This window comes from Telluria sp. AZSoR62 (genome assembly GCF_058111565.1).
Genome location: NZ_JBYTST010000001.1, coordinates 185,828 through 198,592, shown reverse-complemented (window position 1 = coordinate 198,592; position 12,765 = coordinate 185,828). Strand labels below are relative to the sequence as shown.

8 protein-coding genes are annotated in these 12,765 nt (G+C 66.9%); 5 read left to right on the top strand and 3 right to left on the bottom strand.

All coding sequences use genetic code 11. From position 1 onward, the window contains the following. Positions 1 to 108: 108 nt before the first annotated feature. Positions 109 to 792 (bottom strand): phasin family protein, encoded by a 684-nt coding sequence (locus AC3XQU_RS00885; RefSeq protein WP_489872240.1) that lies wholly within the window; start codon positions 790 to 792, stop codon positions 109 to 111. A 208-nt stretch (positions 793 to 1,000) separates the two neighbouring features. Between AC3XQU_RS00885 and AC3XQU_RS00880 the strand changes: the two genes are divergently transcribed. The 4 genes from AC3XQU_RS00880 (at position 1,001) to AC3XQU_RS00865 (ending at position 4,496) form a co-directional block, all read left to right on the top strand. Continuing rightward, positions 1,001 to 2,293 (top strand): amidohydrolase family protein, encoded by a 1,293-nt coding sequence (locus tag AC3XQU_RS00880; RefSeq protein WP_489872239.1) that lies wholly within the window; start codon positions 1,001 to 1,003, stop codon positions 2,291 to 2,293. 64 nt (positions 2,294 to 2,357) lie between these two features. Beyond that, entirely contained in the window at positions 2,358 to 2,885 is a 528-nt protein-coding gene (locus AC3XQU_RS00875; protein WP_489872238.1) for a GNAT family N-acetyltransferase, read from the top strand. Then, positions 2,885 to 3,427: a GNAT family N-acetyltransferase gene (locus AC3XQU_RS00870; RefSeq protein ID WP_489872237.1), complete on the top strand. Its 543-nt coding sequence runs from the start codon at positions 2,885 to 2,887 to the stop codon at positions 3,425 to 3,427. Before AC3XQU_RS00875 ends, AC3XQU_RS00870 begins: the two co-directional genes overlap by 1 nt. A gap of 82 nt (positions 3,428 to 3,509) precedes the next feature. Beyond that, positions 3,510 to 4,496, top strand: coding sequence for a diacylglycerol/lipid kinase family protein (locus AC3XQU_RS00865; RefSeq protein ID WP_489872236.1), 987 nt, complete (start codon positions 3,510 to 3,512; stop codon positions 4,494 to 4,496). A gap of 3 nt (positions 4,497 to 4,499) precedes the next feature. Here the strand turns inward: AC3XQU_RS00865 and AC3XQU_RS00860 are convergent, their stop codons facing one another. Continuing rightward, positions 4,500 to 7,403, bottom strand: a complete 2,904-nt coding sequence (locus AC3XQU_RS00860) for an MGH1-like glycoside hydrolase domain-containing protein (RefSeq protein ID WP_489872235.1) — start codon at positions 7,401 to 7,403, stop codon at positions 4,500 to 4,502. Next, positions 7,400 to 9,253, bottom strand: a complete 1,854-nt coding sequence (locus AC3XQU_RS00855; RefSeq protein ID WP_489872234.1) for a glycoside hydrolase family 13 protein — start codon at positions 9,251 to 9,253, stop codon at positions 7,400 to 7,402. The genes AC3XQU_RS00860 and AC3XQU_RS00855 overlap by 4 nt, the downstream gene beginning before the upstream one ends. Before the next feature lie 533 nt (positions 9,254 to 9,786). Here AC3XQU_RS00855 and AC3XQU_RS00850 point away from each other — a divergent pair. After that, positions 9,787 to 12,693 carry a TonB-dependent receptor gene (locus AC3XQU_RS00850; RefSeq protein WP_489872233.1) on the top strand — a complete coding sequence of 969 codons (2,907 nt, stop codon included), beginning with the start codon at positions 9,787 to 9,789 and terminating at the stop codon, positions 12,691 to 12,693. Positions 12,694 to 12,765 lie beyond the last annotated feature (72 nt).

Genomic DNA, 12,765 nt, shown 5'->3' with positions numbered 1-12,765 from the left:
TCTTCCTTGGAGGGGTGTGCCCGAAAAACGACAAAGCGGGCCGAAGCCCGCTAGTGTAGACGCTTTGCCGGCCGGGCGCAGCGCCCCAGGCCGGAGCGTGTCCGGTGTTTACTTCCGGCGCTTGGACGAGGAGGCCGGCGCGACCTTCACCTGCACATTGGCGTCTTGCGCAGGCACCGGGGCCGCCGCGGGATGCGGCGCGACGCCGGCCTGCGGCTCGCCCTGGCCGGCGGCCATGACGATCTCGGTCTGTTCGGCGACCGGGGCCGGTTCCGCTTCGGCGGCCAGCTGTTCGGGGGCCGGCTCTTCGTGCTTCAGCTCCGGTTCCGCCACCACGACCGGCTCGGCCGCTGCGTCCGCCGCCTTTGCCACCGGCGCGGCCAGCTGGCTTGCCGCCGGCGCCTTGCCGCCCAGGGCGAATGGCTGCACGCTGCCCGCAATGCTCATCAGCTCACGGCTGTAGTCGAACATGCTGTGCAACTGTTCCTCGGCGGCGCCGCCCAGGGTCAGGAAGTCGCGCGGATCGCGCGATGCGGCCAGCGCCTGTGCGGCGCGGGTCGAGCGTTCGACCGAGGCGCGCGAGGCGGCCAGGTTCAGGGCGACGACCCGGCTGGCGCTGTCGAGCGCCTGCTTGGTGAACGACTGGAAGAAATCGACCTGGCTTTCCAGCTGGGTGCGCAGTTGGGCCGGGACCTGGACCGGAAGCTGGGGTACGAGCTGGCCGGCGAACGGTGCCGGGAACGGAGTCTTGCCTGCTGCTGCTGCGAAAAATTGTTCTGCAAGTGAAGTCATATGATTTCCTTTAGTCATTTATGGCGCGCTGCAATATCGGCTAGTGTAGCCATGATTGCCCGAGCGCGCAAAGACATATTGCACTGTTCTTGAGCAGAAATATTGCGGTGCAGCATTAACGATGCACGCTGCATGCGCCAGCCGTCCGGTCCGGCAAGCTCGAGACAGCCATTCATCGCTACAATCAGCAAAACACAAGGGAGAACACATGGATCTCGTGATTCGCAACGCCACCCTGCCGGACGGCAGGGGCGGCATCGACATCGGCATCAAGGATGGCGTGATCGCCGCCGTGGAGGCGCGGCTGGCCGCCCGCGGCGCACGCGAGATCGATGCCGGCGGCGACCTGGTCACCCCGCCTTTCGTCGACCCGCACTTCCACATGGATTCGGTGCTCAGCCATGGCCTGCCGCGCGTGAACCAGAGCGGCACCCTGCTCGAAGGCATCCGCCTGTGGGGCGAACTCAAGCCGCTGCTGGCGCAGGAGGCGCTGGTCGAGCGGGCCCTGCACTATTGCGACTGGGCGGTGGCGCGCGGCCTGCTGGCGATCCGCAGCCACGTCGACATCTGCGACGACCGCCTGCTGGCGGTGGAAGCGCTGCTGGAAGTCAAGCGCCGCGTCGCGCCTTACCTCGACCTGCAGCTGGTGGCCTTCCCGCAGGACGGCATCCTGCGCAGCCCGAACGCGTTCGAGAACCTCAAGCGCGCCATCGGCATGGGCGTGGACGTGGTGGGCGGCATCCCGCATTTCGAGCGCACGATGGCGCAGGGCGCCGAATCGGTGCGCCTGCTGTGCGAGTTCGCGGCCGAACGGGGCCTGCGGGTGGACATGCATTGCGACGAAACCGACGACCCCATGTCGCGCCATATCGAAACCCTGGCCTACGAGACCCAGCGCCTCGGCCTGCAGGGGAGGGTGGCCGGTTCGCACCTGACCTCGATGCATTCGATGGACAACTACTATGTGAGCAAGCTGCTGCCCCTGATCGCCGAGAGCGGCGTGGCGGCGATTGCCAACCCCCTCATCAACATCACGCTGCAGGGCCGCCACGACAGCTATCCGAAACGGCGCGGCATGACGCGCGTGCCCGAGCTGCTGGCCGCCGGCGTGGACGTCGCCTTCGGCCACGACTGCGTGCTCGACCCGTGGTACGGCATGGGCTCGGGCGACATGCTGGAAGTGGCGCACATGGGACTGCACGTGGCGCAGATGACCGGCACCGAGGCGATGCATCAGTGCTTCCTGGCGGTGACGGAGACGCCGGCGCGCATCCTCGGCCTGGATGGCTACGGCCTGGCGCCGGGCTGCAACGCCGACCTGGTGCTGCTCGATGCCGGATCGACCGTGGAGGCGATCCGCCTGCGCGCGGCGCGCCGGCTGGTGATCCGGCGCGGGGCCGTCCTTGCGGAGGCGCCGTCCGCGCGCGCGACCCTGCACCTGCCCGGGCGTCCCGAGGCCACGGGTTTCCGGCATGTTCCGCAGGGCGCGCACAGTACGTGAAGATACCGGAAATCCGGGCTAGAATAGGCCGCTTTCATGTTTCGGTAACGTATCCCCAGGCTCCGTGAAAGACATCCAGATCCGCCCCGCCGGCGACCATGACTTCGAGGCGATATGGAGCATCTTCAGTGCCCATGTCGCCGCCGGCGAGACCTACCCCTTCACCAGCGCGACCTCGCGCGAGGCGGGCCACGCTTACTGGCTCGGCCCAGACGTGGCCAGCTTCATCGCAACGTCGAGCGGTTCACGGGTGCTCGGAATGTACCGCCTGACCCGCAACCAGGTCGGGCGCGGCCACCACGTGGCCAACGCTTCCTACATGGTCAGCCCGTCGGCGCAGGGCGCCGGCGTCGGCCGCATGCTGGGCGAGCACAGCCTGGACGAGGCGCGGCGCCAGGGCTACCTGGCCATGCAGTTCAACTATGTGGTGAGCACCAATACCACCGCCGTGCGGCTCTGGAAAAAACTCGGCTTCTCGATCGTCGGCACCCTGCCCAAGGCCTACCGCCACAAGGCGCTGGGCTATGTGGACGCCTACGTGATGTACCAGCTGCTGCAAGACCCGGACCACTGGCCGACGGCGGACGCATGATGGCCGAATCGTCCATCGACCACGCCGGGATCCTGCGCACCGCGCGCCTGCGCCTGCGGCTGGCCGATGCGGGCGATGCCGCCTTCTACCTCGAACTCGTGAACGACCCGGACTTCATCGCCCATATCGGCGACCGCGGCCTGCGTACGGTCGACGCCGCGGCGCGCGCCATCGCCGAAGGGCCGGTGGCCATGCAGCGCAACCGCGGCCATTCGCTGTACGTGGTGGAGCTGCTGGGCGGCGGTGAGCCGATCGGCCTGTCCGGCCTGGTCAAGCGCGATGCGCTCGAGGACGTCGACATCGGCTACGCCTTCCTGGCGCGCCACCGCGGGCAAGGCTATGCCTTCGAAGCGGCGCAGGGCGTCGTGGCCCATGCGCGCACGCTGGGCCTGCAGCGCCTGGCGGCCATCACCGACCCGGACAACACAGCCTCGATCGCCCTGCTGCGCAAGCTCGGACTCAACTTCGAGCGTTTCGCGGTGCTGGCGCCCGGCCAGCCCGGGGTCAATGTTTACATGATGGACCTGGCGCCGCAGGAATAAGGAAACGGAACGCGTCCGGATCCGGGCAGGTGATACGATGGTATTGTTATATCGTCCACATACCATCCACCCGAATCCATCGATGCCCACCACCGAGCCGAGTCCAGACGCGCCGTATTTCATTGTCCTCAATGCCGGATCGGGCCATTCCGAGACCGAGCTGCGCCGCTCGACCATCGAAACGGTGCTGGCCGCGGCCGGGCGCAGCTGCCACCTCGAACTCATCGACGAGCCGGCGGAACTGCAGGCCGTTGCGCGCAGCATGGCGGCGCGCGCCATCGAGGCCGGCGGCATCCTGGTCGCGGCCGGGGGCGACGGCACCATCAACACGGTGGCCCACGAAGCGGTGCTGGCCGGCTGCACCTTCGGCGTGCTCCCCCAGGGCACCTTCAATTACTTCGGCCGCACCCACGGCATTCCCGAAGACCTGGCCGAAGCCGTGTATGCGCTGCTGCGCGCCCACGTGCGGCCGGTGCAGGTGGGCGTGGTCAACAACAAGGTCTTCCTGGTCAACGCCAGCGTCGGGCTCTACCCGAAGCTGCTCGAGGAGCGCGAGCACGACAAGGCGCAGTACGGGCGCAGCCGGCTGGTGGCCTTTTTATCGGCCCTCAAGACCGTGCTGCGGCCGGCCCGCCACCTGCGCATCTCGCTCGAGCTCGACGGCAAGGAGCGCCGCCTGCGCACCACCACCCTGTTCATCGGGAACAACCGGCTGCAGCTCGAACAGGTCGGCATGGACGGGCTCACCGAGGCGGTGGAAGAAGGGCAGCTTGTCGCCATTGCGCCGCGGCCGATGGGCAGGCTGGGCCTGCTCGGCCTGCTGGTGCGCGGCGCCCTGGGCCGGCTGGGCGACGCCGACGTCGAATCCTTTGCCTTCAAGCGCCTGACCGTGCGCACGCCGGCCGTGTACGGCCGCAAGCGCATGAAGGTGGCGGTCGACGGCGAGGTCGAGCCGATGGCCATGCCGCTGGAATTCCGCGTGCTCGAAGGACGGCTCTACCTGATGGTGCATGGGCCGTCGCGCAAGGAACCGCGCACGGCCCCGGAGGCCGGCTTCGAAACCGCTTGACGCCTAGTCGAGTCGCAGCAGGCGCAATCCCGCGATATCGAAGCGGTTGGACGGCCCCGTCACACCGCCGGCGGCGCTGAAGCTGCTGTTGCTGTCGAGATAGCTCATATTGTAGAAGTCGCTCATCTCGACCCGGTAGCGGCCCGCCTCCAGGCGCGCCGCCAGCGGCGTCGAATACACCATGGGCGTGGCCGCCTTCGCCAGCGGGGCATGGGGCAGTTGCACCACGCCCTGCGCCACGACGGCGCCGCGGCCATCCTTCACGGCCAGCCACTTCACGCCGCCGCTGATCCCCAGGTTCACCTGGTTCGCCCCATTGTGATAACGCAGCTGCACCGCATAGCGGCCGGGCGCCTTGATCTCGATGCGCTCGACGGCGTAGCGGTCGCCCGGCTGGCCCCAGCCCTCGATGCGCGGCACGGCAAAGCGCCCGTTCGGCGGGCTGACCTTGACGTTGGAGCGCGTACGCGGGTCGGTAACGGGCACCTCGATGGCGGCCCCAAGGCAGCGCGGCATGCTGTGGTGGCTGCGGTTGCCGGAGTCGCCGGCTTGCGCTTGCACGGCATAGCATCCGGCGCGGCCGGCGCTGCGGTCGGTCCAGGCCCCGGCGCGCAGGCCTTCGGCCACCTGCTTGCCGTCGCGGTAGACGCGGTAGCTGACATTGGCTTGCCGGTCGCCGGGAGCGATCCGCAGCGTGACGGCGCCCTTGGGCCCGCGCTGGAGCGAGGCGATGGCCGGCTCGCGCGGTGCGAAGGTCGTGCCGGAGTCGGCATACGGGTCGCCCTTCACGCGGCGGATCTCCTGCTGGCCCGCGACCAGTTGTCCGAGCACGATCTCGATCTGGTTGTCGGCCTGCAGCTGCGCCAGGCCGATGGCGGCGGTGGCCGGCCGGCCGTTCAGGACGATGCGCTCGACCTCGTAGTACCCGTCGTCCTGGCTGGCCGCCGGCAGGCGCAGGCGCACGTCGATGCGCTTGCCGTGCAGGCGCAGGCCGTGCAGGGCGATCTCGCCGGAAGCGGCAAACATCTCGCGCCGCAGCTTGGCGGTCACGAAGGGGCGCAGCGCCAGGCCGCCCTCGCTGGCGGACACGCCGAACACATTGTTGACGACCATGCCGAGATAGGCGCCCACCGACCAGAGCTGGCGCCGCGAATTGATCACCGGCCCGATCAGCGCGGGATGGCGCTCGTCCAGCAGCAGCGGCTGGCCGGAGAGCCATTCCAGGTTCTCCATGTTCGACATGTTCAGCGCAGCGCCGCGCACCAGCGAATCGTAGGCGGCGTCGGCCACCGCCACGTTGCCGGCCTGCGCGGCGGCGCGCAGGCCGTAGGCCGTGACGAAAGGCCACAGGGCGCGATTGTGGTAGACCGGCATGCCGGGCTGCTGCGGCCAGATGACCGGGGCGCCCATCGGGCCGTGCGGGTAGCGCGCCAGGATCGAGCGCGCTTGCTCCTCGTCGGCGATGCCGGTGACGATGGCCAGCGCCTGGCCGAGCCAGTCGAACTTGTGCAGCGGCGCGCCGTCGAGGTGGCCGGCCGTCAGGCTGCTGTACATGCCGGCGTCGGCAAGCCACAGGTGCCGGTTGATGGCGCGTTTCAGGCTGGCGGCCCAGCCTTCGTAGCGGCCGGCCTTCGCGGCGTCGCCATGCTCGCGCGCCAGGCGCGCCGCCAGCGTCAAGGCCTGGTAGTGGCCGGCATTGGTCGACAGGGCTTTCGAGGTCGACATCGACGCCAGGTCGTTCGGGATCCACGCCGCATAGGTCTGGTCGCGCCAGTCGAGGAAGGATTGCTCGCCCATGTACAGTCCGGTCGCGGCGTCAAAGGCGGCCAGGCGGTCGTTCTCGAGGGTGTTGGACAGGGCAGTCAACGCACGCCGGGCGAAGGGCGCGCGTTCGGCGGCGCTCAAGGTGGCGAGGATGTCCTCGGCGGCGAAGGCCCAGGTGATGCGGTCGGTGCTGACCGGCCAGCTGCCGCCGCTGCCGGTGTCCTGCACGATCTGCAGCCCGTCCGGGCTGCCGGCCACCTGCGGCGCCCGTGGGATGCCGGCGCGCCAGCCGGAGAGCTTGAACTCGAGCGAGTTGCGCACCCGCTGCGGGTCCAGCAGGCCCAGGCCCAGGTCGGCCGCATACGACAGGTCGCGGGTCCAGACGTAATGCCATTTTTCGCCGGTTTCGAAGCAGTCGCAGGGAATCGCTGCGCCCCCGTTGTAGTTGCCGTCACGGATCTGGCGCACCGCGTCCTGGCGCATCTCGCTGCCGGCCAGCGCGAACAGCGCGTCGAAGGCCAGGTTGCCGGTGCGGATGCGCGGCAGGCCGTCTTCTTCTCGGTAGCTGCTGTGCTGCGGACCCGGGTCGCGCAGGGCGAGGGTGGTCGAGTGCGCGTAGCTGCGCAGCTCGGCGCCGGCGTCCGGCGAGGAAAAGCGCGCGGTCTCCTGCTTGCGGTCCCAGGTGGGCCAGGTCAGTGCGGCGACCGCTTCGCGGCCGGCATGCGGGTCCGGTGTGGCGGCGGCGGCAGGCGTGTCCAGCCGCACGACGCGCAGCAGCGGCGCGGACGGGCTGGATGCGTCGACCGTGAACCGGTAGGTGCCGGACTGCCGCACGAACAGGTAGTCTTCGGGGCCGGGTTGGGTGGCAAGGCGGTAGGGGGTTCCCCGGGCCACCGTCACGCTCTTGTTTGCGTCGGCGACCCATTCGTCGCGCCAGTCGCGGCTGCCCACCTTGAAGGCGTGGTTGCCTGGGCTGACCAGGATGTCGGCTTCGTAGACGCCCTTGCCCTTGTGGACCAGGACGTTGTCCGTGCCCCAGCCATTGAAGCCGCCGCGGATATAGAGTTCTTTCGCTGGACCTTGCTGCGCCTGCGCGCCAAGGCAGGCCAGCAGGGCGGCAGCCGCGACCAGCCGACGCTTCATCGCGCCGCGTCCAGTTCGAGGATGAGGCTTGCCCTGGCCGGCAAGCGCAGCTCGTTCGCCAGCTCGTAGCGCTTGCCGCTCAGGACATCGACGCCGCCCGCCACGCCCGCCAGCATCTCGCGGAAGCGCCCGGTATCGAGCACCATCTCCCTGGCGTTGTTGTTGAAGGCGACCAGCACCTTTTTCCTGTCGTCGTAGCGGAAGTAGACATAGGTGTTCGCTTGCGGCCCGAAGTGCATCAGCTTGCCGTGGTGGATGACCGGCTGGCTCTTGCGCCAGTTGGCCAGCTTGCGCACCAGGTCCTGCGCGGCTTTCTGCCGCGCGCCCAGGCCCTTGCCGCCGAAGGCGTCGACCTTGTCGCCCGCCCAGCCGCCGGGGAAGTCGCTGCGGTAGCTGACGTCGTTGCGCTCTTTCGTGGCGCTGGTCATCAGGATCTCGTCGCCCACATAGAACTGGGGGATGCGCGGCAGCGTCATGAGCATCACGAGGGCCATGCGGTAGCGGTCGAAGTCTTCGCCCACCACGCTCCAGATGCGCGACATGTCGTGGTTGTCGGCGAACAGCACCAGGTTGCCCGGCTCCGGGTACAGGTAGTCGAGCGACAGGGTTTCATAGATATCGGTGAAGACGTTCTGGCCCTTGGCGTCGGCCAGCGCGGTGCGGATGCTTTCGGCCACCGGGAAGTCCATCAGGCTCGGCGTCGTGGCGCGGTAGCCGTCGAAATTGTCCTTGCCGCGCTGCCAGCGCGCCACCACCGGCACCCGCGTGCTCCATTCCTCGCCCACCATGTTCAGCTTCGGGTATTCCGCCATGATGCGGCGCGTGTACTCGGACAGGAAGGCGCCGTCCGAATAGCCGAAGGTGTCGATGCGCAGGCCCGACAGGCCCGCGTATTCGATCCACCAGATGTTGTTCTGGATGAGGTAATTCGCCACCAGGGGGTTGGACTGGTTCAGGTCCGGCATGCTCTCGACGAACCAGCCGCGCGTGAAGTTGTCGGCGTCTTCCTTCGATGCATACGGGTCCTGCACGGCGGTGCGGTGGTGCTGGGTCGGCACGAACTTGCCGTAGTTGACCCAGTCCGGGGTCGGCAGGTCCTTCATCCACCAGTGCGACTTGCCGATGTGCGAGAGCACCACGTCCTGGATCAGGCCGATGCCGCGGCGCCTGGCCTCCTGCGACAGGCGGCGGAAGTCGTCGTTGCTGCCGTAGCGCGGATCGATCCGGTAATGGTCGGTGGCGGCATAGCCGTGGTAGGAGTAGGCCGGCATGTTGTTCTCGACCAGGGGCGTGGGCCAGAGCTGGGTGAAGCCCATGTCCTTGACATAGTCGAGGCGGTCGATGATGCCCTGGATGTCGCCGCCATGGCGCCCGGAGCCATTGGCCCGGTTGGCCTTTTCCAGGGTATCCGGGGTGCTGTCGTTCCTGGTGTCGCCATTGGCGAAGCGGTCCGGCATCACCTGGTAGATGGCATCGCTGCTATTGAAGCCGATGCGCTGGCGCGAGCCCTGCTCGCGCGCCAGCAGTGCATAGGGGTAGCTGGCCTGGCGCCCGGCGCCGGTGAACAGGATCTCGAACTTGCCTGGCTTGGCGTCCTGGTCGATGGCCAGGTCGATGAAGAGGTAGTTCTTGCTCGGCACGCGGGTGACGCTGGCGATGCGCACGCCCGGATAGGACAGCTGCGGTTCCAGCTCGCCGATGCGCTCGCCATGCACCATCAGCTGCAGCCCCTTGTGCTGCATGCCGGCCCACCAGAAAGGCGGCTCCATGTGGGCGATGGCGGGGGACTGGGCGAAGGCAGGGGCCAGTGCGGCGCTGCCGAGGAGGAGGGTGGCGAAGAGTTGTCTCATGGGATCAAAGGCGTCCCACCGCAAAAGCCAGCGCGCGTAGTCAGACTACAGCGACTCTGCCAAGCCTCTTGCCCTGAGAACTGCCGCGCGTAGTTATATTGCGCAAAGAATACTACAGAAGGGCATCGGCGGACAAACCATGCAAGGCAAATGATCTAGTCAAAGTACAGCTTACTATTAGGTAATCTTAATTTCTCCAATGAATTATCAGACTTGCTTCTAGCTCTACTGCTGGGGATTGCACCAGTGTGGTGCGTAGTCATATGGATACGCATCGAGATGCAGCATTTGTAGTCCGACTACAACGTTGCAGAAGTGTCTTTGTAGCCCAAATACAACGCAAAAACTGTGTGCGCCTGCCTCCTTTTGGAAAAACATGCCATTATCGTAGTTACAAGCAACTCTCGTTGACAGTGCATCTAGTTTTAGTACAGAATTCTCAGCAGAACGTCTAAACCGTTTGCTTGGGGCTGCTGTGCTGCCTGTTGCGCTGTAGTTTCGGGAAAATAAAATCTGTCTTTTTGAGGGGACACATGAACATCTTCGCAACCAAGCGCGTCGCTCCGGCCCGCCTTGCATTCCAACTGAGCCCGGTCGCCGCAGGCTGCGCCGTCTTCCTGTCGGTGTTCGCAGGCAGCGCCTACGCGCAAGCGACCACGCAGGACAACACCACCACCACGACCAACGCTACCTCGAGCGTCGCGACCGCACCGGGTTCGGCCGAGCAGGCCGCCGCGGCCGCCGAGCCGACGCCGCCGGGCGCGACTGCCCAGCCGGGCGTCGCCACGGTCCAGGTCACCGGTATCCGCCGCGGTATCGAAGCGGCCATCTCGATCAAGAAGAACTCCAGCTCGATCGTCGAAGCCATCTCGGCCGAAGACATCGGCAAGCTGCCTGACCAGAGCGTCGCCGAGTCGATCTCGCGCCTGCCGGGCGTGTCGGCCCAGCGTAGCCGCGGTTCGGGACGCGCCGCCGACATCTCGGTGCGCGGCCTGTCGCCTAGCTTCAACGGCACCCTGCTCAACGGCCGCGAAATGGCCTCGACCGGCAACGCCCGCTCGCCCGAGTTCGACCTGTTCCCGGCCGAACTGATGGGTTCCATCGTCATCTACAAGACCCCGGACGCCAGCGTCATCGGCCAGGGCCTGGCCTCGACCATCGACCTGCGCACCGTGCAGCCGCTGGACTTCGGCAAGCGCACCGTCGCCGTCAGCTACAAGAAGACGCGCCTGGGCGTGAAGCACCCTGACGGCCTGCCGGAAGGCGACGGCAAGCGTGCGACCCTGTCGTACGTCGACCAGTTCGCGAACCGCACCATCGGCGTGGCAGTGGGCTTCACCCGCTACGAAGAAACCGGCGGCGGCCAGACCACCTTCAATTCCTGGGGCACCGCGGACATGGCGTTCAACGGCGCCAACGTGAAGACCCCGGGCGGCTTCGGCTACGACACCGTGGTCGACTCGAACGAACGCGACGGCGCTTTCGCCTCGCTGCAGTTCCGTCCTAATAAAAACTTCAAGTCGACCGTCGACCTGTTCTATTCGGCAGGCGAGACCGGCCAGAAGAAGACCGGTTTCGAAGGCGGCGTGGCCTACAACGGCGGCGGCGCCTACGAGCTGCCGCACGTGCTCAGCGCAGCCACCGTGAGCAACGGCGTCGCCACCAGCGGCACCATCAGCAACTGGAAGGGCGTGGTGCGTAACCACTACGAAGGCGCCGAAGACGACCTGAAGACCATCGGCTGGAATTCCGAGCTGAAGATCGCCGACTGGACCACCGCGGCCGACCTGACCTGGTCGAAGGCTACCAAGCTGAGCTCGCGCTACGAAACCACCGCAGGTCTGGCTGGCCGCGCCCAGGACACCCTGAAGTACACCAACTTCAACGGCGCCAACGTCACCGAAGTGAAGTACACCCCGGGCAGCAACTACGCCGACCGCAGCGTCGCGCGCCTGACCGACGTGATGGGCTGGTCCGGCGGCGAAAGCTCGCCGCAGGCCGGTTACCTGGCGCAGCCTTATGTCGAAGACACCGTCAAGGCCATTCGCCTGACCGCCAAGCGCGCCGTCGAGTTCGGCCCGCTGGTCGGCACCAGCTTCGGCTACAACCACACCTCGCGCGACAAGTCGCGCACCGGCGACGAAGGCCGCCTGGTGATCAAGGGTGGCGCCGGTCCTTACGCGGCCGCGGCCGTGCCGGGCAGCGAGATCGCCCAGGCAGGCAATTCGGGCTTCAACGTGGTGTCGTGGGATCCGCGCGGCTCGCTCGGCTCGGTCTACGAGCTGGCTCCGAAAGTCGACGCCGACATCCTCAACAAGTATTGGGACGTGAGCGAGCGCATCAACACCGCCTACGTGATGGGCGACCTGGAAGGCGAACTGTTCGGCCTGAAGTACACCGGTAACGCCGGCGTGCAGGCGATCCATACCAACCAGCGTGGCGGCGGCTTCGTCGTCGACCGTTCGCGCTGCACCGGCAATACCGCCCAGACCTGCCCTGCGCAGCGCGTGACCGACGGCGACAGCTATTGGGATGTGCTGCCTAGCCTGAACATGAGCTTCGACCTGCAGAACGAGCAGAAGCTGCGCCTGGGCATGGCCAAGGTGGTGTCGCGCGCCAACCTGGACGACCTGCGCGCCGGTAGCGGCTTCGGCATCTCGACCACCGGCGTACCGATCCTCAGCGGCGGCTCGGGCAACCCGCAGCTCAAGCCGTTCCGCGCCAAGGCCTTCGACCTGTCGTACGAGAAGTACTTCGGCAACAAGGGCTACATCAGCGCCGCCTACTTCTACAAGAAGCTGGACACCTATATCCTGCGCGTGCCGCGCGTGTTCGACTTCGCGCCATTCGTGACGCCGACCACCCCGCTGCCGCTGACCGGCCCGTATGCCGGTTCGACCATCGGCCTGCTGAACCAGCCGGTCAACGGCGACGGCGGCAACCTGAAGGGCTTCGAAATCGCCGTGAACGTGCCGTTCTCGATGCTGACCGAGTACCTCGATGGCTTCGGCATCATGGTCAACCACTCGGATACCAAGAGCAACGTGAACCTGCCGGAGAGCGGTTTTGCCAACGTGAACGGCGATCCGCTGAGCATCCCGCTGCCGGGCCTGTCGCGCAAGGTGAGCAACCTGCGCCTGTACTACGAGAAGAACGGCTTCCAGATCGCCGCCGCAGCGCGCAAGCGTTCGAGCTTCCTGGGCCAGGTGTCGGACTTCCAGGACAACGCGCAGCTTACCTTCATCAAGGGCGAGACCATCGTCGACCTGCAGGCGTCGTACGAGATCCAGCGCGGCTGGCTCAAGGGTGTGAGCCTGTACGCCCAGGCGCAGAACTGGAACAACGCACCGTTCCTGGAGTACACCACCGACGAAGAGAACCCGTCGAACCGCCGCGCCTACGGCCGTACCTACCACTTCGGCGCCAGCTACAAGTTCTAAGCTGAGCTGAACTGCGGTACAGTATCAACCCCTGCCAGGCTTCGTGTCTGCCAGGGGTTGTTTTTCGTTTCA